Annotated in this window: 19 protein-coding genes; 5 read left to right on the plus strand and 14 right to left on the minus strand. The window is 61.3% G+C overall.

The features are described 5' to 3' along the window. Positions 1 to 26 precede the first annotated feature (26 nt). Genes AC1Q67_RS24470 through AC1Q67_RS24490 form a run of 5 tightly spaced genes read left to right on the plus strand, consistent with a single transcriptional unit; the run spans position 27 to position 4,580 of the window. Positions 27 to 767: a DUF6088 family protein gene (locus AC1Q67_RS24470; protein WP_492237768.1), complete on the plus strand. Its 741-nt coding sequence runs from the start codon at positions 27 to 29 to the stop codon at positions 765 to 767. Continuing rightward, positions 748 to 1,860: a nucleotidyl transferase AbiEii/AbiGii toxin family protein gene (locus tag AC1Q67_RS24475; protein ID WP_492237770.1), complete on the plus strand. Its 1,113-nt coding sequence runs from the start codon at positions 748 to 750 to the stop codon at positions 1,858 to 1,860. The genes AC1Q67_RS24470 and AC1Q67_RS24475 overlap by 20 nt, the downstream gene beginning before the upstream one ends. Next, positions 1,857 to 3,176: an NAD(P)/FAD-dependent oxidoreductase gene (locus AC1Q67_RS24480; protein WP_492237772.1), complete on the plus strand. Its 1,320-nt coding sequence runs from the start codon at positions 1,857 to 1,859 to the stop codon at positions 3,174 to 3,176. Before AC1Q67_RS24475 ends, AC1Q67_RS24480 begins: the two co-directional genes overlap by 4 nt. Positions 3,177 to 3,188: 12 nt before the next feature. Next, a complete protein-coding gene (locus tag AC1Q67_RS24485; protein ID WP_492237774.1) occupies positions 3,189 to 4,274 on the plus strand; it encodes a hypothetical protein in 1,086 nt (361 codons plus the stop codon). Positions 4,275 to 4,292: 18 nt separating this feature from the next. Continuing rightward, positions 4,293 to 4,580 (plus strand): TehB family protein, encoded by a 288-nt coding sequence (locus AC1Q67_RS24490; RefSeq protein ID WP_492237775.1) that lies wholly within the window; start codon positions 4,293 to 4,295, stop codon positions 4,578 to 4,580. A gap of 21 nt (positions 4,581 to 4,601) precedes the next feature. On the opposite strand, the gene AC1Q67_RS24495 is transcribed toward AC1Q67_RS24490, so the two are convergent. The 14 genes from AC1Q67_RS24495 to AC1Q67_RS24560 all read right to left on the minus strand — a co-directional run bounded on the left by AC1Q67_RS24495 (position 4,602) and on the right by AC1Q67_RS24560 (position 21,417). After that, positions 4,602 to 4,862 carry a hypothetical protein gene (locus tag AC1Q67_RS24495; RefSeq protein ID WP_492238174.1) on the minus strand — a complete coding sequence of 87 codons (261 nt, stop codon included), beginning with the start codon at positions 4,860 to 4,862 and terminating at the stop codon, positions 4,602 to 4,604. After that, entirely contained in the window at positions 4,825 to 5,598 is a 774-nt protein-coding gene (locus AC1Q67_RS24500) for a PNPOx family protein (protein WP_492238175.1), read from the minus strand. The genes AC1Q67_RS24495 and AC1Q67_RS24500 overlap by 38 nt, the downstream gene beginning before the upstream one ends. 113 nt (positions 5,599 to 5,711) lie before the next feature. After that, positions 5,712 to 6,089, minus strand: coding sequence for a DUF3016 domain-containing protein (locus tag AC1Q67_RS24505; protein WP_492237781.1), 378 nt, complete (start codon positions 6,087 to 6,089; stop codon positions 5,712 to 5,714). Positions 6,090 to 6,165: 76 nt separating this feature from the next. Further along, positions 6,166 to 6,969: an energy transducer TonB family protein gene (locus AC1Q67_RS24510; protein ID WP_492237783.1), complete on the minus strand. Its 804-nt coding sequence runs from the start codon at positions 6,967 to 6,969 to the stop codon at positions 6,166 to 6,168. Beyond that, a complete protein-coding gene (locus AC1Q67_RS24515) occupies positions 6,969 to 7,274 on the minus strand; it encodes a hypothetical protein (RefSeq protein WP_492237785.1) in 306 nt (101 codons plus the stop codon). The genes AC1Q67_RS24510 and AC1Q67_RS24515 overlap by 1 nt, the downstream gene beginning before the upstream one ends. 213 nt (positions 7,275 to 7,487) lie before the next feature. Beyond that, entirely contained in the window at positions 7,488 to 7,943 is a 456-nt protein-coding gene (locus AC1Q67_RS24520) for a DUF4149 domain-containing protein (protein WP_492237786.1), read from the minus strand. 1 nt (position 7,944) lies between these two features. Then, positions 7,945 to 8,271: a DUF6522 family protein gene (locus AC1Q67_RS24525; RefSeq protein WP_492237788.1), complete on the minus strand. Its 327-nt coding sequence runs from the start codon at positions 8,269 to 8,271 to the stop codon at positions 7,945 to 7,947. A 155-nt stretch (positions 8,272 to 8,426) separates the two neighbouring features. Next, on the minus strand, positions 8,427 to 10,166 hold the full coding sequence (locus tag AC1Q67_RS24530; RefSeq protein ID WP_492237790.1) for a hypothetical protein: 1,740 nt from the start codon (positions 10,164 to 10,166) through the stop codon (positions 8,427 to 8,429). After that, entirely contained in the window at positions 10,163 to 13,453 is a 3,291-nt protein-coding gene (locus AC1Q67_RS24535) for a DEAD/DEAH box helicase (RefSeq protein ID WP_492237872.1), read from the minus strand. The genes AC1Q67_RS24530 and AC1Q67_RS24535 overlap by 4 nt, the downstream gene beginning before the upstream one ends. 219 nt (positions 13,454 to 13,672) lie before the next feature. Next, on the minus strand, positions 13,673 to 14,593 hold the full coding sequence (locus AC1Q67_RS24540; RefSeq protein ID WP_492237792.1) for a hypothetical protein: 921 nt from the start codon (positions 14,591 to 14,593) through the stop codon (positions 13,673 to 13,675). Between the two features lie 263 nt (positions 14,594 to 14,856). Further along, positions 14,857 to 16,410, minus strand: a complete 1,554-nt coding sequence (locus AC1Q67_RS24545; RefSeq protein ID WP_492237793.1) for a hypothetical protein — start codon at positions 16,408 to 16,410, stop codon at positions 14,857 to 14,859. 63 nt (positions 16,411 to 16,473) lie between these two features. Next, a complete protein-coding gene (locus AC1Q67_RS24550) occupies positions 16,474 to 19,437 on the minus strand; it encodes a TrlF family AAA-like ATPase (protein ID WP_492237795.1) in 2,964 nt (987 codons plus the stop codon). A 49-nt stretch (positions 19,438 to 19,486) separates the two neighbouring features. Next, a complete protein-coding gene (locus tag AC1Q67_RS24555) occupies positions 19,487 to 20,278 on the minus strand; it encodes a nucleotidyl transferase AbiEii/AbiGii toxin family protein (RefSeq protein ID WP_492237797.1) in 792 nt (263 codons plus the stop codon). Between the two features lie 62 nt (positions 20,279 to 20,340). Then, complete coding sequence (locus AC1Q67_RS24560; RefSeq protein ID WP_492237799.1) at positions 20,341 to 21,417, minus strand: type IV toxin-antitoxin system AbiEi family antitoxin; 1,077 nt, start codon at positions 21,415 to 21,417, stop codon at positions 20,341 to 20,343. Positions 21,418 to 21,451: the final 34 nt, after the last annotated feature.

A 21,451-nucleotide genomic window follows, 5' to 3' on the forward strand; every position in this document is an offset into this window, starting at 1 on the left:
AATCTTCCGCCAGAAATGAGCCGCCAATGCCCGACCCGACGTCCGACACCCTCGACCGCATCCATGACCGGATCGCCCAGGCGGCGCCGGCGGGGGTGTGGTCGCGCGCTGATTTCCTCGACATCGGAACGCCGAACGCCGTCGAGAAGGCGCTGCAACGGCTGACCTTGCGCGGCGACATCCGGCGGCCCTATCGCGGCCTCTACGACAAGCCGGGCGTCAGCAAGCTGACGGGCAAGATGGTGTTTCCGCCGCGCGCCTCCTTCATCGACGCGATCGCCCGGCGCGACAAGCTGCGGGTCCTCGTCGACGGCATGACCGCCGCGAACGATCTCGGCCTGACGACGGCCGTGCCGGCGCGTTCGACGATCTATGCCGACACCTATCCCCGGACGATCGAGATCGAGGCCAGCGCCGGCGATCCCAAGGTGACGAAGCCGGTCATCTACAAGCTCGATTTCAAGCGCATCGCGGCGAAGACGGCGTTCTGGGCCGGCCGGCCGGCCATGCGCGTCGTCCAGGCGCTCGCGTGGTTTCGGGATGAGAAGGCGAGCCTCGATGCGGCTGTGAACGGCATCGTGAGGCATCTCGCCCGCGATCCGCACCGCGACAAGATCGCGGAGGATCTGCGCGAGAATATTCACGCGGTCCCGGCCTGGATGTATCCGCTGATCGAGACGATCACGCGCCGGCTTGTCGAGGATCAAAGTCAAAGCGCGCCCGACATCGGGCACGCGAAGGGCGATCATGCAGAAGACGTTCATTGAAGTCCTGCGCTCGAGCATCGACGATCGCCGCGCCCTCTTCGAAACGGTCGCCGCGCATCTGGAAACGCAGGCGCAAAACATCGAGAAGGACCTTTATGTCTGCTGGGTGCTCGACTTCCTGTTCAATCGGCGCGGAGACGATCCGATCGGGCTGTATTTCAAGGGCGGCACGAGCCTCAGCAAGGCGTATGGACTGATCCGCAGGTTTTCAGAAGATATCGACATCGGCATCTACAAGGCCGATCTGCATGTCCCACTCGAAGCCGACATCGCCGCCCTGCCCTCCGTGAACCAACAGCAGCGCGCGCTCGCCGAGAACGTCGACGAGGCGGCGCGTCAATACATCTCCGGTCCGCTGAAGGAGCGGCTCGCGAAGGAGATCGCGGCCGTTGAGCAAGCGATCGAACAGCCGGGACATTTCACGCTCGGCTTCGGATTTGACAATTATCGCAATCGCGACGCGCTCGACATTCTGGTGGTCGGCTACAAGAGCGTCTTCGATTCCGCGCAGAACTATGTGCAGGCCGCGGTCCGCATCGAGGGCGGCGCGCGCCCCGATCCGGAGCCGGCGGAGCCGCGCGACATCGTCCCCTACATCGCCGGCGAAATGCCGGAAGGCATGGACCTCACCGTTCGCAACGTGACGACGGTGAAGCCGGAGCGGACCTTCTGGGAGAAGGTGCTGATCCTGCATGCGATGACGGAGATGACGGAGAAGCGGCGTGAGGACGCCAATCCCGAACGGCCCGTGCCCGATCTCAATCGGTACTCACGTCACTACTACGACGTCCATCAGATCTGGGCGCATCCGGACTATGGCGTCGCGACCGCCTCGCTGCGCGATCTCGCCGAAGCCTGCCGGAAGCACAAGGATCTGATGTTTCGCGCGCCGGATCATCGTTACGACCGCGCCGTGCCGGGCAGCTATCGCCTCGTCCCGACGCCGGACATGCGAGCAAAGCTCGCGGCCGATTATCAGCGTATGACGGAGATGATCTTCGGCACGCCGCCGGCCTTCGCCGACGTGATCGCCAGCATCGAAGCGCTCGAACGTCATCTCAACGCGGCGGATGCCGGGGCGAGCGAGTCATGACGAACGCGCCGACCGCCGACGATCGTCGTCATCACGTCGTCGTGGTCGGCGCCGGCTTCGGCGGTCTTGAGACCGTGCATCAGCTTGCCGGCGCCCCGGTCCGCATCACGATGATCGACCGGCGCAATCATCATCTGTTTCAGCCGCTGCTCTATCAGGTGGCGACGGCATCGCTCGCGACATCGGAGATCGCCTGGCCGATCCGGCATCTGCTGCGCAAGCGCAAGGAAATCGCGACGCTGCTTTCGACGGTCGAGAATATCGACGTAGCCGGTCGGCGTGTTCTGCTCGATGACGGCTCCGCCGTTACCTACGACACGCTCGTCCTCGCGACCGGCGCGCGCCATGCCTATTTCGGCCATGACGATTGGGAGCCGTTCGCTCCCGGCCTCAAGACGCTCGAAGATGCGACGACGGTGCGCCGGCGCATCCTGCTCGCCTTCGAGCGCGCCGAACGGGAGACGGATCCGCAGCGGCGCGCCGCGCTTTTGACGTTTGTCATCATCGGCGCGGGACCGACCGGCGTCGAGCTCGCCGGCACCATCGCAGAATTGGCGCGCACGACGCTCGTTGGCGATTTTCGCAGCATCGACACCCGGGAATCGCGCGTCGTGCTGATCGAGGCAGGGCCGCGCGTCCTGGCCGCCTTCACCGAGGACCTGTCCGCTTATGCGCAGCGCGCGCTGGAGAAGCTCGGCGTCGAGGTCGAACTCGGCCAGCCCGTCACCGCGTGCTCGGCCGAGGGCGTCGTCTATGGCGGCAAGACGCTGCCGGCCGCAACGATCATCTGGGCGGCGGGTGTGCAGGCCTCGCCGGCGGCGCAATGGATCGGCGCGCCTGCCGACCGGGCCGGGCGGGCGCAGGTCGAGCCCGATCTGACGGCGCCGGGACACAAGGAGATTTTCGTCATCGGCGATGCGGCGGCCGTCGCCGACCCCGAGGGAAAGCCGGTGCCGGGCATCGCGCCGGCGGCCAAGCAGCAGGGCAAGCATGTCGCGGCGACAATTCGCGCCCGCCTCGCGGGCAATCATCACGATGGTCCCTTCCGCTATCGTCATGCCGGCAGCCTTGCGACGATCGGCAAACGCCTCGCCGTCATCGACTTCGGCCGCATCAAGCTGCGCGGCGCGCTCGCATGGTGGATCTGGGGCCTGGCGCACATCTACTTCCTGATCGGCGTGCGCAATCGGCTGAGCGTCGCGCTGAGCTGGCTGTGGATTCACACCCGCGATCAGCGCAGCTCCCGGCTCATCACCCAGGGCAGCGCCGCGGGCCGATCGGCCGAGCCGGGCAAAGACCCGCGGGGGCCAAAATGATAGGGTGGCCACATGGCTGAGATGTCGGAGAACGCACCCACCAGACTGCCTGACCAGGGTTCGGTCGAGGCCGTCCTGGCGCGCCTGCCGGCGGGCGCCGATGAGGCCGCTTTGGCAGCGGCCTTACGCGAGGCTTTCCCAGGGTTTGCTTTCTCGGCGGTGAGCGTCGACGACCAGTATTGGCGGGACACGCGTTCGGTGCTCGCCGCCGACGGAACGCGGATCGCCGAGTACCGGCCGTGGATGAAAGCCGAACTCGCGAAAGATAATGGAGACATCGCGGCCGTCTGGCGACGGTTGCAGGACACCGATCTCCAGATTTCGGAATGGCACGGCAACAGCGTCTATGCTTTCGCGCCGACAGGACCCGGCGCGGCCGACTATGTGCAGATTTCGCTCGGTCGCGAGACCGAATGGTGCGCGGGTCGGATCGTGAACCCATCACGCCGGCCGTGGGGCGAAGAGGAACTGCTCGATCCGTCATGGATCTCGCACGACGAGATGTCAGACGACAAGGTGCTTGCGGGTCCGCTTTACAGGCCAAATCGCGCCAGCAGCGTCGTGTATGTCCGTACTTTTCTCGCGCGCTGTGCGCGTCTCGAGCGCGACAAGCGCGAGGCGCGACGGCCGGAACTAGAGCGGAGCGCGTGGGTCGGCTCCGACGGCACGCGGACGCCGTTTCTCGATCTTCAACCGAACTACTTCGACTTCACGCCGCGCGAGGTTCGCTTCTTTCAGGATTGGGAGGAGTCGAGCGCGCGCACGAGTCGCGTCTATGAGCATTGGGCGCTCGACATCAAGGACTACGAACACAAGGGCGAGCGTGAGCTCGCATTCATCACCCGTCCGCTGCGTCTGCCGGATGAGCGCTTGGAGGCGGGCGATGCTTCCGTCCATATGCTCATGGATCGCGTCGAGCAGATCGACCGGATGATGGGGATTCCGTTCGCCTGGTTTTTCCTGATGACGCACGGCAACAAGGTCTCTCCCGAAGTCGGCGAGACAATCGCGCAAGGGCTACGCGAGTCGCGTGTGCGTCTTCCCGAGCACGACGCGAAGGTGCTGCTTCGCTGGGTCGAGGAAAGATATCTCTTCTAGTGTCGGGAGCATCTGGACATGAACGACCTTCCTTCAGACGTCGAGGCTTATAGTCGTTCGCTTGAATTCAATCAGGACACGCTGCCGGCGGCGCTTCGGAAGCAACACAGCACCAAGGCAGGGACATGGGCGCTGATCCATGTTCTGGAAGGCCGCCTCACCTATCGGATCTACGACCCGCCGAGCGAGGACGTGCTCGAGCCGGGAAAGCCCGGCGTCGTTTCCCCAGAGCAATTGCATGAGGTTGCGCCGGCAAGCACGCCGATGCGCATGTATGTCGAGTTCTACGCCGCGAAAAAGACCTGAGGCGCGGGGGCCTCCCGACCGTCAATATAGGTTGGTCTTGTAGTCGTGCTGCAATCCCTTGCGCATGACGCCGGGGACGGAAACGGCGCTGCGCACAAGGCTCGCCTGAAGCCCGCGTTCCTTGCTGAGCTTGATATGACCGACGAGAATTGCGGCCGGATCGACAGTCTCGTCAGGCGGCTTGGCCGGCCATAGCTTCGCGCGCGCCAAAGCTGGACTATCTACGATATCGATGAGGGCCAGTTCAATTTGCGTGGCGAGCAGCGGAGTCTTCTCCTGCACCGCGAAGCTCGCGCGGACCCGATCGTTCGCTGAGATGCTGGCTTCGCCGTGAAGGCGTGCAACGCGTTGCGCGCCCGGAATCAACGCCACGATCGCCACGCGTGGCTGTGTAGCGCCTATTGCCGGGTCGATCCGCAAACAGCACGGCATTGTCTTCGAGGCGGATGAGCTTGCCGAGAGGATCACCTTTAGGACTGACGTCGGCATGTTGTTGCGCGTCGGCGGTTGCCAAGGCGATGAACCGGCTTGCAGCGAGGAAATCACCAGCGTCGTGTGGTGTGTCGGCGCGAGGCTGCGCCATCCAGAAATCCGATCGGATCAGTGCCTTGGCGCAGTGGACGTAGCACTCCTCGACCGCGATCTCGATTGCCTCGGCATCGATGGCGGCAACGCGGCCGTTCACGCGAAGGGTCTCGCCGATCGTCGGTATCAAGAACAGCGAACCGAAGCCGCCGCCGATTTGAACGGAGGGGAAATCGTCAATCAACGTCGTGGGTATCCGCAAGCGACCTTCGCTAGCGATATCGACGAAGCCAGGCTCGCCACCAGCGAGAGTCACCGACACATCGGAAAGCGACGCAAATGCTGCGAACATCAATGGCGACGCGGCGAGCCACTTCCGCGCACCTGCGTCGAGGTGATCGACCACCTTCAGGTTCATCGGACCTGGTGTCTTGCCGATGCAGGCGTCGAGCGCGGCGGCGTCTGCAATCCGATTATTGCTGGCGCCGCTCAAGATCGGCCTCGGGACGCGCCGCCGCGAACGTCGAAGTTGCGCTTGAACCAGTCATCGAGAAGCGCCTTCTCGTATACGAGCCGGTCGCTGGAGGAGCGCGCGAACGGATTCATCTAATAGTTGATGTCAGTCAGATTATCCTCGCCGCTTCGGCCGCGCTTGCCTCTGTCGGTCAGCACGTAGCGTAGTTTGACTCGCGGCGGTGTGACGTCGCGCAAAATCCGCACGTCGCTGAGATTGCGGCGCCACGGCTCGAAGTGGCCGGCGAGATCGACATCCAAAATGTCGACGGTGAGCGTTTGGCCGGGCGCGAGAAAGCGCTCGCCGAGGCGCTGAAGGTGCGTGCGCAGGGCCGCAAGCGTACCATCGCCCGCGCCTGCATCGGAGTAGCGCTCGGGACTGATGAATCGGACATTGACGCCGGCAAGGCTCGATGCGGGCGCAAGGAGCATGGCTGCGAGAGCGCCTGCGACACTGATCTTCCGGATCATATTTCACCTCCAGGTCTTGAGAAGACGTGAGGACAATCCTCTCCGCCTCTACAGATAGGTCCCGCTTGCGGCGATGCTACATTCGAAAGCGCACAGGGACGACGAGTTGAACGACCTCCGTCCCTAACTCGGGCGGCGCGGGCGGCAGGGGCGATGCGCGTTCGATCATGGCGAGCACCTCGTCATCGAGCTCGGGATATCCCGAGGAGCGCACGAGCCAGTATCCGAGCACATGGCCGTTCCGATCCATGCCGAAGCTTAGCAACGCGGTTCCTTGTGCGCGTTGTGCGCGCGCGGCGTCCGGATACCGCTTGAAGCGCTCGAGATGAGAGAGAAGTCGCGTCTTCCAGATCGAGGGCACGTCCGCGAGCGACACGCTCGTTCCCTCACGTCCTGCCGATCCGCCGGCAGGCCCGTCCGATGCGCCAGTTGCTTCTGCTATCGGCCCCATCACAAGGGACGCGCGTCGCTTCGCCGACGGCGGATTGCGCGCAGCGACCGCCCTCGAGGTAGCTCGCTTCGGGGACGCCGCGGGAACGATATTGGAACTCGCTGTCGTGACGGGCCGTGCGGGCAGCTCTTGCTGTTCGGGCGGAGCATCGACGACATCGTCTCCCGATGGTTCGGCAGGAGCCGGTGGAACAGGCTCGACCGTCGCATCCTGAGCCGACAGGCTGGCTGCCGACCTGCTCGGCGGAGCCATGACGATCTCGACCATGATTGCTGCGGGCAGTTCACTGACGATGACATCGCTCCGTCCGACGAAGGAAAGCGCAAGCAATATCGCGACATGCCCGGTCAGAGCGATAGCCGTCGGACCGCTGCTCGCGACGATGCGGCGTGTCCAGCCGCCCGTTGCTGCGGCGGCCGGATTCCGCATCAGGCACGTCCCACGACTTGAACGATGGCGAGATCGGCGAGCGGACGAACCTCGACCGTGCTGGCGAGTGCGGATTGAAGTGCCTCCACGTCAGCGCTCGTCGAGGGCTGCCAGCCGCAGGGACATACAGTGTCGCGACGATGTTCGTCGGCAATGTCCCTGTAGATCGCTCCGACAGCCGCGGCCGTTAGCGCCATGACGGTCATTGGTGGAAGCAGGCTGGCATGAAGCGTGTTGCAGAATGCCGCCATGACGGCGCGATGCAACTCGGCACGGGCAGTTTCGATGTCAAGTTCGTGCGACATGGCTGGCTGCATCCTCGTACTCATCCGTGCGCAGAATGCGGCTTGGACGGCGTCTACGAGAATGCGCGACCTAGCTTCGACGGGAGCGTCAGCAACAAATAGCCGGCGCGGCAATACTCATCAAGGTATTGCACATACTAAAGAATTTGAATGGTTCGAAACTAAACCCGTTGACCCGGCATTTATGGCTCGCCTGCATAGTCGAAGTGCAATCTACATGTCTTCGAGGACAAGCCGGATAACCATCCTGGCGGTGACGCTCGCAATGGCGACGAGCAACGCGAGCTTCACGCATTCGACGATGATATACAGCGTATGGAGTGAAGACGGCGCAAGTGCGCCGCCCTGCAGGATTGTTTCGACGCGCGTGTCGAGTACCGACAACATCCAGATTGTCTGGGTCAGAACAATAAGCGCGAGGATTGCCGCCAGTCCTATCGACGTTTTCGAACGACGCTCCCAGACCACAAGAAGCAGCATAACAATCGCAAGCGCGATTTCGCAACGGTTGAAGACAGTGAAGGTCTGTCGGCCGACGTCGAGCGCCACGGGGAGCGTGAGGCTTGGCGCCAAGAATTTCACTGGCGTGGCAAGAAACGACACGCCGATCAGAAACCCCGCCCACGCCGACGCAAGCATCAGGATGGCGAGAGGCTTTGTCGCTGTCACTCTAGCGCTCGCCATCTGTCTTGCTCTTCGCGGCTTGCATCACCGAGGCGACGCCGACGGTTTCCTCACGCAATTCTCCATTCTTCATCAAGACGGCACGCCACATGCGGTTGCCGTATCGCATCGACAGACGCCACGTCCCAGCATCCACGCCCTCGCCCTTTTCGACCATGCCACGCATCAACTGCTTATTCATGAGCAAACGCATTGCTTCCGCCGACAATCCGAACCGCTCGGCGAGCGCACTTGCGTCGAGCTGGAAGCCTCCTTGACCGAGTTGAATGTTCAACGGTCGTTGTGGCCGAGTCTGATGGGCATTGCGGATCATGACGCCAGTGCCAGACGCTGAGCGATTCTGACCCGGCTGGCGACGAGATCGGCGAGCGTCAGCCGGTCCAATTCCGCGAAGTGGGTGCATCGCGTTGCGCAACGCGCCGGTCAGCCGGCAGATGCCGGTAACGACGCGGGTGCGATTCTCGTCGGTCACCGGCATTCGGTTTCGAACTTCTCGAGCAAAGACGTCGCGAGGCTCGGCCCTTCCAGATACAAGCCGATTTCATCCAGCGGGTTGTCCTCAAGACCTGATTGCGAACCCCAGTTCAAACTGCTGACGACGACGTGGTCGCTATCCCAGGCTAAAAACTTCGCATGCAACTGCGGTTCGGGCACGCCGATGAGTTCGACTATGCCATGGAGGCGTTCGCGGTGCTTGGTCACGTGGCCGCGTTTCACCGGCCCAGAACGGCGCGAATAGTAGATCCGGACATCACTCAGCCGCCTTCCCGCGATCTCAGCTGGATCGAATAGGGCTGGCACCATGTTTGCCCCGACCTTGTTCGTACAGCAGACGAAGCGTTGCTGCGCATCGTGAGCAGCAACGCGCAGTAGACGCTCGTGGTCGGCGGCATGCAGAATCGTCAGCTTGGCAAATGGTGCCTCGTCTTCTTCGGGGTTCGACAGCTTGTTTCGCTGACGTCGCAGTTCGGACGCCATGAACTGTAGCGTTTCCACGGATCGGCTTGCACTGGCGAGTTTGGAAACAATCTCACGGAGTAAATCTAGCCCCTCTGAGACGGCATTGCCCTCTCTGAGCTCGGCCGAGACTTCAACGGCCGAGAATGGAGAGTGGAGCCAATTGCACGACCCCATCAGAACAACCGCGCCATCGTGACCGTCGTCGGCTGCTAGGAACTTGACATGACTGCCGACAGGATCCCTTTGCACCTGCAGGTAGCCCCTTGTTTGCCTTGCGGCGGACAAGCGAAGATACAATTCCTGCATGGCCGCAGCATGCTTGGCGCGATCGAGCGATGTGCCAAAAAAGAGGTGGCATCTGACGCCGCGTTCGCACGCACCCTCCAATGCCCGCACAATGCGTTCCCGCCGATCCCTGCCCTTTTCATCGGACTGCGCGGCCACGAAAGTCGACAGAACAAATATGTTGGATTTTGCCGCGCCCACAATCTGCTCGAAGCGCTGCAAATGCTGCTCGGCGCCTACGACAAGCTGATCGGGATCAAAGCGCGTCTCGATGGATAGGGGACGCTCCGGTGGCGGAGACGTAGTTCTCGGCAGAATCCCGGTCTTGATTGTCCCCTTAAGGGCTTCAACGAGTTGGTCGCTTGAGCCTTGCGGCAAAACGCCGGCCCCGACTTCGTCGAGGTCGAGCACCAGAAATCTCGGCTCCAAGAACGAGCTGTTGGCCTGAACGCCTCGCAGCCATTCACCAGGCCTGAGCATACCCACCATAAACTCGTTAACACGCTGCATCATCGAGTAGTGCGTCTCTGGCGGCTCGCCTTCGGGAAAGGTGATGATTGCACCTTTGGCGGGGAGTTTGGTGACGGGGATCGTGTTAACGTCCCTCGTTCTGAACACGGATAGTCCGACCTTCTCGTAAACGACGCTGATGCCGATCTCGCGATCGGCGGTACGCTCCGGAAGTGCGCGCCCCGTGCGAATGAAGTCGTGACCGACGCTGCTTGTGGATAGGACCGGTTGCGGCGACAGCCGGACCTCGGCGAGCCCGAATTGCATAAGTCGGGCTACCGTAGAGCCGACGACCTGTCGTGGGATCTTGAGAATCTTGGAAACGTCTTCGGTCGTTCCCGGACTACGATCGAGTGACAGCAGGATCATTTCCTCAACTGGGCTCCAGCCCCAAATCCGCTGGACGATGCCGGGAGCTCGGTAGTGCCACGCCGGGATGTAAATGTTTTTCACTGCGATAGCCTCCCCTGCTCATCGACAGGGATGACGAAGGCGCCTTTGCCGACCGACGGAAAGTCGGCATCGGACAAGCGCTCGATTTCGTCGAGCATGATCCGTAGAAAGCCGAGTTCATCGCTGACCGCGTCGGGGTCAATGCCCTCCACCGCATTACGGATGAACTGGCGGCTAGTTGCGAGAACCAGCTTGTGCTTCGCGCGACTGAGCAACACGTTCAGGCGCTGAGGGTTCTTCATAAAGCCAAGAGCCCTCGATCCGACGAGGACGTTGTTTCGAACAAGGCTGGCAACGACGAGGTCGGCCTCGCCGCCCTGGAAGCTGTCGCTCGTGTAGACGAACTTTCCATCGCCTCGTGGGCTAGCGAAGCCGAACAGAGTGCCAGCGGACACGTCGATCAGAGACTTGACCAGCCGTTCGAGGTGATTGACTTGCGCAAGATAAGGCGACAGCACGACGAGGGTCGGCATGGGCTCACCCTCACGAATGACAGGGCGGAGCTTGGCCACGGCGGCCAGCAGCGCTGTCGCCTCGACCTCGTTGCGATAAGAGCGCTTCACCGTTTGTTCAAAAGCCCGCCTTCTGACCACGCTAAGCGAGGGAACGTCCAGAATGACGACTGGAGAAGCGGGAAATCCGTCGGCGCATTCCACGGCCTGCGTGCGAGTCTTCGCTCGATCCGAAGACACGAGTTGTCGCTTGTAGAAGGTGTTAGAAACCAGCTCGCATATTGCAGGATGCATGCGGCTCTGCTCGTGCAGCGTATTGGCGATCGTGCTGGAGCGCCCGGTCTCGCTAGCCCTGATCTCTTCTCGCGCAGCAATCGATTTGAAGGGCTCTTCAAGTCGAGATGCAATGGCAAGAACGTCGCTGAGCAGAAATTGATCTGCCTTCAGCGCATTGAGGGCAACCTCTACCTCGCCCGGCAGGTCGGAGATCGAGACCAGCTTCTCCTTTGCATCCCGCAGAAGCTCGCTAGCCCGGCTGGCATCGTAGAACTTCTGGCGGTCCCCCGCATCGAAGGGCGATAACTGGTTGTGATCACCGATCATTACCCGGCGGTTTCCCAGGAGCAGAGCACCGATCAGTTCGGCACCGTTAGCCCGCGCCGCCTCCTCGATCAGGACCCAGTCGAACTGTTCGCCATCGGCAATCATCTCCTCAAGAATATGCGACGACGTAGTAGCCAGCGTCACATCCGATGATCGCAGCATCAGATTGTCGGTGTCGCGGAGAGCGCGATCCGCGATCGACTGCTCCGAGGTATCTACAGGTTTGAGTGCCTGGACAATTTGATTGAGCTGGTTCGTCATGATCGCGGCGCTGGCCGGGTCAGGTTTCGACACGGAGCGCAGCAGAGAATGTGAGCTTCGCCTCAGCGTGCTCTCTTTTTCGCTGGAGCGAGATCGCTCGACGCGAACGACGATGGTGGAAGCCGCGGGGAGGAACTTGCGAAGCTCGTCTTCCATGTGAACGAGCGTCTCGTGGTTCTGAGACGACACGAGGATTCTAGCATCGGGGGTTTTGTGCAGAATGCTCTTCACGAGGTGTGAGATCAAAAAGGTCTTGCCCACACCCGGTGGCCCGACAACCACATTGATGGATCTGCCAGCGACGATCGATTCCCAAGCCTCGATCTTAGATCGCTCCATGTCAGCATCCGCTGGTGGAGGGCCGGGGGAGGCGATGTCGCGCAACACCTCATCCATGGCAACCTGGGCTGGATCGTCCAGTGCTCTCAAGAGCTCGACATTGGACCTGGCGGCCACAATGTTCTGTAGCCGTCGCCGGATGGCCCGCTCGGCACCAGTGTCCTTGCGAGGACGGAGGAAAAGCCGTTGCCCGGTTTGGATCGACAGGTTGCTTCCGAAAGCGAACGCGGTCTTCCCCTTGATGAAGCCGCTGCCTTCGTAGCTGAGTTCAGGCACGCGCTCGCGGCCCATCGCGAGGCCCGCTGTTTGTGATAGCGTCCAATTTGCTTTTCCGTCGTCGTACTTCAGTTCGCGCTTGAGCGCCTCAGCTGCTGGGAGCAGCCCCATCGTTTCGCGTTGCGCATCGCGCTCTGCGTCATCACTTGGCGTCAGCCACACGATGTTCGCCTCGGCGTTAGTTGGGGCACGCACATCGACGGGATAGAGGCGAAACTGTTCCCTCAGCAGGGTGAAGGCTTCGAGAAGGATGAGAGCGAACCATACTGGAACATCGGTCGTACTGTCGGCAGAGCGGACTGGAGCCAGGAGGTCGTGCCAACGCTTGGCGCCTGGCCCGAGGTTTCGAACCCGCTCTTCGGCGCTCGCTCGATTTCTCGAGAGGTGCAGTCGATGGACGATGTCGACTGCGCCGTTCATCCATTCGTTTGCGCGACGCTGGTGCGCCCCCTCGATCATGCCGACAAAGTCGCTCATGATCCGTATCTTGTAGATCGCAAGATCCGTCATGAGGCGCGCGGTATCCTGTCCGGCCGGGACAAGGCGAACGCCGGTCGAAAGCAGATCGTCGGCGACAAACTGCATGATCGCGGCACTGTCGGCTGCAGGTATGGTGCCCGAAGAGAGGGACGACAAATCGCTCTGAGCGACACTCCTCGACGGATAGAGAATTAGCTCGCCATCTGAGGTCGAGCCAACCCTGTCGAGTTCGGTAATGACATTTCGCAGCTCATCGAGGACGACCGCTCCATCAAAGAGCTGAAACTGGGGCGGACTGGCAAGCCGTTCAAGCATTCGGCGTTCGACGGACAGAAGCGCGGGAGGAGTGTCGCCGTCGAGGCCAAGGAGTGCGCCGGCAACGGCAGCCAGATCGATCCAGTCCTGCCGGAACGAGATCACGGCAGAGGCGCGCAGCAGGTGCCCGGTCGCTTCGAGATCGCCATCCGAGATGTGGATGCAGGCCTCTACACCGCCGAGACGATAATCGGCACTGTTGTCTCTATGTGAAAATATCGAATGCGGACCGACGCCACCGTGCACGATACCGGCGTCGTGACAAAGCGCGAGTGCTTCTGCGACGCGAATCATGTTTCGCCAGAAGACACCGCGACTTGTGCTCGTCAGATAGCGCCCCTCCCTCGTCCTCCGGTGCTGCGATGGGCCAGAAATCGGACTTCCCGGATCCACCATGACGATGGCGAGCTCATTCTGGTCTTCCGCAATTTCAAGGACATCGACCAGCACGTCGCGAGCGCGACGAGACGAAAGCACGCGTCGAATTCGCCTCAGTCCGCGGGCGGCAATTGCTCTTAGATCGTCGTCGAGCGCTGTTCCCGTCTTCTTGAACAAACGCAATAGATATCTCTCGCCATCGGCAATGCCGACAGCAGTTCGAAGGTGGGAGTCCCATCCTCCCGTCAACCGCGCAAACGAGTCTTCGGCAAACCTGAAACGTGAATCTAGCGGCGGGTTACTCTTCTTTTTCACTGCAACCATGTCGTTCGAGCCCCTGAATACCTCCTTACTTAGCAGATTCGAGGCACTTTTCAGTTTGAGCCGGCGACAGGCCGTGGGTTAGCCCACAATGCGCGCGTTGAGCTGAGCATAATGCGGCAAGGGCCCACTGTCCGGTCGAGCGGCATAGAGGCGTGCGACGCCGTCTTGTAGGGAATTGACCTGGAGCTCGAAGAGGTGGGGCATAATATCGGTCAGCCTCGGCAATTCGGAGATACGATGCTGCTCCAAGTAACCGACAGCCTTCTCCCTAGCGGTGCCCGAGGCCCACGTGGCAGTGCCAGGACTGGCGAAATGCTTCTCCTCGACGATGTCCTTGATCCAAAGCCAAGGCGCAACGCGCTCAGCATGATCGTTCGAAATCCGCCACAACGGCAGATAGTCGCGCGAGAACAGAATCTCCGATTTATCGTTCAGCCTCCATATTCCGTATGGCAACCAGATCCGAGAGGGCACGAAGTCTGGGAGTTGGGAGCGTGGGGTGACAACCTCGAAGTCCGCCCGGTCACCAAATCCCGTGTCAAAAAGCAAACGTGTCGGTCGGCCCGGATAGCGCAGATAGGCCGGCGCATTGGAATTATGGGCTCGGTCTCTCACGACGGTTCCGGGCTTGCCACGGCCGGCGGTGCCGAAGACGCGCTGCCTCCAGATGGAGGTACGCAGGAGCATGTGGTCATCGATGGTCCATGGCGTCGATCGAAGTAGTCGGGCTTTCGACACCGCGTGCTGGACATCCGTTTCGCTGAGGGCGAGAACGTCAGCGAGCTTGAGAATGACGCGCAAGGCATCCTCGATACTAGCCTGTTCCGTTGCGGCGACGCTGTTCGGCCGAGCAGCGATCGACAGTTCATGCCAGTCTCGGTAGCCGAGCGCCCGCGCGAGCGCCTCTTGCACCGTAGAAAGACTCAATTCGGCCCGGGCACGGGCCAGATATTTTGCCACCTGTTTCGGTCGACCGAGATCAGAAAAATGGATTCGCATGAAACCGCCCCGACGGTGCTTGTGATGGCGTGTCCACTTGGCCCGCGCACCTTGGAGAGAGGTTCATACGGGATGATCGTTCATTCCTGCCCGCAGGCTTCGCCAATGTGGACGGCATAGCCGGATTAGCCAGTTGTCAGCATAAGCGATTCGAATAGATCAGCAAGCTAGGCTGGTCCTGGCGCGATCGAATATCGTGGAGAGCGCGCGATCCATCCGAGCTGCAGCGCTAGTCCCTTGCTCCCGGCCATAGCTCTCATCGATCATGAGGCACCGCTCGACCACAGTTCGATTCCGCCTGCGACAAGCACGGGTCCCGAGATGTTCCGCCGCCGCTTGGCCGCCTCCACTGCAACGTCGATGAAGTCAGACACGTCGGCGCCTGCGGCGCGGACGACATCACTAATCAGGATTGGTTGCCCGCCTACAATCTTGACTTCTGTTGCATCGCGCGCTGCCGAGACGATGGGCACCTCGATGACGGCGGTGTATTGCAGGCCCGCCAACTCGACTGTCATCGGGGTCAGAATTGCGTCCTGTTGATCGACGAGTTCGTCCTGTGGCCATCGGGGGAAGAAAAGGTTGACGCCCGGAGTCGAGCCGAGTGCTATCAGCTCGGCGTGCTTTTCAACCCAATCGTAGAACGTCGCCAGCCGTAGCGGGCCGTGCGGGCGCCGGCCTGAGCGAGTAACCGCCGAACAGATCCTCCGAAGCACCGAGGCGACGGGAATCCAGTGTTGGAACGGGCCTTCATCGTCGGCTGCTGGCAGCTCCATGCGCGCACTCTTGAAGCTGATCGTCACCTTCTTGCGCGGACGTGCGAGAATCGCGCCAACCTCGATTATCGAGACAGCCTCTTCCAATTCGACAACGCGGTCGCCAGCATAGTCGAAAGTGATGCCCGCCCATTCCTTCTCGAAGTCGAGAAGGACCTCGAAGAACCGGTTGGCGAACCGGACTTTCGAACGGTCCTGATCTCTCGCCAAGGGCGGAACGACGAAGACGTCGACTGGTAGCGCGATCCAATCACCGGTGTGTGACTCAAGTTCGATCGAGGCAGAAAAGAGCGCGGGCGCATCCATCTCGAGGATGGCGTCGCGGAGGTAGAGCTGGTCGTTGCTTAACGGGATGCCGAAACGTCGGCGTTCGACGGTCAGGTGATTGATCTCGATCTCTCTTCTGCCCCCGAGGAAGAGCTCACCGAGTTTGTGACGCGCATCCGCCCCTGGCACGAAGAAGCGGCCGACGACGGGCTCGTCGTCGAAGCCGCAGGTTTCGCGGAAGTGACTCTTCCTGGCAGCGTAGTCACTGGACGAGGTGCCGATCATGTCGTGCAGAGCGTCTGCTAAGCCCTCACCGTCGCGCCCGATTTCTCTCGCTCGATCAGTCGAGATCGGCACCTTGACGGTGTGAATATCGCGATTGCCCCGAGCCTCGTGTTCGCGAACCCGGCGCAAGGTGTCCGCTATGAGGCCTTCGTCGACCGGCACGATCAAGCGGCGCACCGAGCGCCTTCTACCCCTGCTATAGAAAAGAATCGCGATGGCCGCCGGCAGGTCGGAGTCCACCAGGTGCTTCAGAGCCGAGAGTTTGATCCGAGGGATCATTGTCGCATGCTCGGTTGCCTTGACTTGAATGAGGAACTTGGGAAGCTCATTCTGCTGATCGAGAGGAATGTCGCCAGAGCGTTGCGGATCGGCCTCGAGCATGAAGTCCCACCCGAGACGATCTGGATCAGATCGTTGAACGTGAAACCCCTCCGGCTCGCCCCAGCCTGCGAATTCGTTCTGCCCTCTGGTGCCGGACTCCCGCTTCATGAACGTGCTTTCGAACCCATGCGGTTGGCGCTGACTTGCGAAATGGCTGGAATCCCGGCGGAGCTACCGTTCGAGACTGACCCGCAGCCGCCGAGCGCGTTCCTTGAAAGCCGCCTCGCCGCCTTCGAGAATGTCGCAGACGAGCTTTCGCATGTCCGCATCCTCCAGGCCTCCGGATTGATAGGTGATCGGCGGCAACTCGCCGGGACTATGCGGCCCTGCGGTCGCAACGATGATTTGATCGGCGTCCGTGTTGATGACCAGGTTGGCGTTGTGCGTGACCATGATGACCTGTCGCTTGGCTTTGGCGGCAACAAACAGGCTGACGAGCTCATCGAATATTGATTTGGGATCGAGGTTCTCCTCCGGCTGGTCGATGATCAGCGGGCTGTGGTCGTTCTCATCGAGCGCAAGGTATAGGAGAAGCAGCACGATCCCTCGTGAGCCCGGCGACAGCTTTGTGATGTCGGTACCCTCGTAATCGATGCTATAGGAGATCTGAATGTGATCGGTACTAAACAGCCATTTGGCGAACCGCATCAGCCAGCTCCGATATGCAGCCTGATCGTGCGCTGCCACATTGGCCACGGCTAGCAGCTCATCCTGCCAGGCATCGGTGAACTGCTGGATCGCCTGGTCGATCGAATTGATATCACCCGTCTCCCAAGCGCGGCGGAGATTGGCATTCGCCCATTGTTCAAGAGAGCCCTTTCCCTTGAAATCGCCTGCTCGTCGCAGATCAAAGAGCTTCTCCCCCAGCGAAGCCCATTGTTTGACATCGGCATGGCGGCGGGCGGAGAAGGAGAGCTTGCGAAGAGTGCCTTGGGCTGCCTGCAGGCGGTCGACCAAAGGCTGGTATAAGTCGCGTAATACTTGCTCCTCGGCAATGATCGACTCGAACACGCGAAGATATGTCTCCCGCCGGCGTTTACTCAGTTGCGCCATGCGGGCCGCCGCCCCTTCGCAATCGGCGAGCGTCACACGCGTTGTTTCGATCTGGGTGTTCTCTTCGGCGATGCGCTTGACCAGGCCAGCAAACTTCTTGGCGGTCTCGCTGTCGATATTGATCAAAGCCTGAAGCCGCGCTGCCTCCGCGTCGAGCACCGCCAACGCCGTCTTCTCCGGATCAGCATTGTCCGCAAGATAAGAGCGATTGGGATCGGCCAGAGGTGCCGGCGGCATCCCGCGCCAGTTCGCCGCGTTCGTTCGTGCCGCGCTGAGCTTTGCAGAGAGCGCAGCATCGACATCGCCATGATACTCGAGAAGAAAGGCCTGCCAGTCCGCGTCCTCTAGGCGGGCGGCCACGAAGCTCGACTTGGTCTGGCGCAGAGCCTCCGGCGCCTTGTTCTGACGAAAGGCCCTCACCTCGTCCTGCAGGGAAAGAAGTGAGTTCTCCTGGTTGGCGAAGTACCGGACGTAGGAGCGGACCTTTTCCGCGGCATTGGCGATGACGCTCAGCCGATCGGCCCGCGCTTCCGTGCCCTTCACGATCAGCTTGTCGCGGTCTGCTGCCAGGCCCTTGACCGTTCGCTCCTTCTGAGAAAGCTGCTGCTTCAGCCCCGCGGTCTGCCGGCGTTTTTCCCGCTCCTGCCCGATGTTGTCAGACAGTGTGCCGATCGCTTCCTCCTCGCGCTGACGCGCGAGCCGATGGCGCGCCGCGCGCAATTCCAGCAGCTGATCGAATTGAAATGTTCCGTCCTTGTCCGGGTGAGCCTCGAAGATCACCCGCTCGATCTCGCGCAATAATGCGTCGGTCATCCCGTCCGCCGAGCACAGCTCTTCCACGAATTTCTGTGAGAGGTATCGTGCGCGGGGAAACCGCCCGTCGAAGTCGGCATCGTACTGGTAGTCGAGCAGCTCGCGCTCGGAAGGTTCGCCGTTGCCCCAGTCCAGCCGGACGCTGGCTCCGTCGAGAAGCTCTCCTGCCCGCACCAAAAAAGAGGCGGAGCTGAGATGCTCCGAAGCCGCATCACATCCGGCCGCGATCGCGTCGGCCAGTGCCGTCTTTCCCGAACCTCGCGCACCAATGATGGCGACAAGGCCGGGATTGAGCTCGACGCTCGGCGTTGCTGCCCACGACGTGTCTTGGATCGTCACGCGGGAGATGACCTGAGACGGCGTGGCACGGATCGGAGGCGCAACGCCGACAAACGCGCGCCCAGCGGGATCAATCACCGCCTGACGCAGTGAGTCGAAGTGGGCGCCGCCCTTGACCCAGGAATAGCGATCTCCGTCGGGAACTCCGACCTTCGCGGTCTCATGGGCGTCACTGCCGTGCAGGCACGGCTTGAGCGCGCCGTATCGAGCGCGAATCTCTTGCGGCGTCGCACTGTCTTTGCGCCCCAACCAAAAATCGCGTTGGCTGGCGCCGCTTGCGAAAATGACGTGCGCAAACCGTTCGACCTCCTGACGCTGCGCGCCGTCGGATTCGCCGCGCATCCCCGAGGTCCCGTCGTGCTCACTCCCGGCGACAGCGACGAGAATGTTGGCTTTGGCCCAATCGATCGCCCGGTAAAGCTCGGCCAGCTGTTCGAAGCTGACCTTGAATTGCGTCGCGCCGCGCGCCAGTGCCGCGCGGCCAGAGAGACCGGCATCGATCTTCGAGCCGAGCCGTATCAGCTCGTCAGGAGTGCACGCAAAGCGGTCCCCGGAATATTCGAAAGTCAGTTGCGCCAGGAAACGTTGGGTGGCTCCGACATGGTCAGGGTCGTCCGGATTGACGAGGAGATGGCAATTCACCCAGTTTCCCTTGACGGTCCCGAAGGCAAGGCGGAGCTCGACATTCGGAAAGATAAGGTCGACGCCTCCAAGCCGGCTATCGCGATGCTTCGCGTCGCGGACACGCTCATAGGTGTCGAGCAGATAGTAGTCGGTGACACCCAGCGCGCGAATGGCAGGCGAGGCTGCCTCGATCTTGGCGAGGTACTGTTCGAAGCTGTCCGTGCCTTTGAACTGATCGTTGAGCACTGTCCCGGGAGCATGAATATGTGGCTCCCATCGAAGCCAGCGCGAGCCTGAATTCCCCAACGTTACCCCCCAATCAATTGTCTCTTTTTAAAAACCGCAAATTTCAGCGCTATCGCAGACCGAGGGCTCGCAGCCAGGCATCCACCTGCCCGAAGGCGTCCTGCTGCCATTGCTCGGGCGTTCGTCCGTCGAGGATCGCTGTTTCGGCCACGAACTTGCGGACGCACGTGGCGCCATAGCCGACCGGTGAATCGAATTTATCAGAGATGAACTTGTAACCTTGAGCGCCGCTTGCGTGCTCGAGCACCGGTTTGCAGCCGTCTGCTAAGGCTTCGATCCCGTCCGGATAGTTTCGAATACAGTAATAGATGTCGTAGGCGTCTTTCTGCTTGTGTCGGCCGTTGAGGGCGTGTCCCTTCATCGCCAGCAACGCGGGAATCGAGCAGACCGCCACTTCAACACGATTGGTGCCGCCATCCGGCATGTCGCCGGAGATGGCGACGAGCTGATAGAAGCGGAGCGCGAGATCCGCCCCGTCGGCCCGCTGAACCGCAAAATCACTTAGGATCGGCGGATTGTTCTTCACGATCTCGGCATGCCGCGGCATGAGGAAATCGACGACGATGTCGATGGGAGCACCTTCGTCATCAGCGGGTACTTGGCGGACGAGTTGGAAGCGGCGAAGTTCTTCGCGCTGCTTATAGCCCTGACCCATAAGCGCCTCGACAAGGGTGACATACTCACCATCGCCCAAAGCTTCCGCATCGAGCCCGAGATCGACATCGAGCGTGCCGACATGCGGCATATCCTCGTTATCGAGAAGGAGCCAGGGAACCGCGCCGCCGATCACGGCGAACTTGCCCTTGAAGGTGCCGAGGATCTGACCGATCTCGACCAGCACGCCCTTCACGGCCTTTGTGGTGCGGTCCTCGTAATCAGACGCGGATTGCGGATCAGGCGGCACTATTTTCGCCACGTGAGAAGCTCCTGTCGCAGGTGGTCGGCCGCTTCGGCACCGCGCTCTCCGGCGACGGCAAGGTCGAGATAGGTCTGAACGGGGCTGCTACAAACGATGCCGGCCGCAGGCGTTACGGCATCTTGGAAAACACCGTGATCCTTCGGCACTGTCACAGTGACGTTTGCTCCCGATCGAACGGGTGACAGCTTCAGCTGAGTCTGCAGAACAGTGAGCCCGGCGGCATCCGCGTAGAAATACTGGATTGAAACTCTCCCATAGGGAGCGAGCCAATGTGCCGCCGAGAAGGAAGCAAGGATGGCGTTCGCAGTATCTGGCCCGGAATGCAGGACGTGGCGCGCGGCGGCTTCCAGGGATTGACCGTGGAGCGTCGTGTAGAATTCTACCCGCTCACCCGACGGCTGCTCATATGCCTCACGCCAAGCATCAAGCAGTCCATCCGGCTGCGACAGCCGAAAACCTTCATCGGTGAGCTCGGCCCATTCGCGATCCACCAACTCGCTTCGCACATTGCTGATGTGGCCAAGGCTGACATCAGATGCTTGCGCGAGCTCGGCGACGCGCCATGCGCGTTTGGGGTCGCGCAAGAGTACTCGCAACACCTGCGCGGATTTTGGCTTGAAGATGGATTTTAGGCTTCGTTGAACGGCGGCCGGCTTCGTATCGACTTGGCGCTCGATGAACACCGTGTCGAAGGCGATCCGCGCATTGCCGACGAAATCGAGGAAACCGACATCGAAATCGCGGCAAAGTGCCTGCGCTTGCGGAGAAAGATAAGGGGCGATGAACACGGGCGTCGCCGGCGGCTCGAACCGTTCGGCCGCCCGTTGAAGCTGAAGGAGGGCCGCACGGACATGCCGCGGCTGGCCGATGTTTTTAACCTCGCACACCAGGAGCCGTTTGTGCCCGTCAACGCTCAGCGCCGCGACAAGATCGAAGTCGGACCCGGCAGGCGCCGGCTCCATCTTGTCGAGGCGAATGACTGGTACGCTCTGCAGCAACGCTCGGACGACATCCGCCGCTTGCCTCTCGAGAGCATTCACGGTTTCCGAGGTTTTCAGCATTTGCTGAAAATGACTATTACAGTGAAATATGTCA

Source organism: Afipia sp. GW823-FHT06G09 (assembly GCF_058794875.1).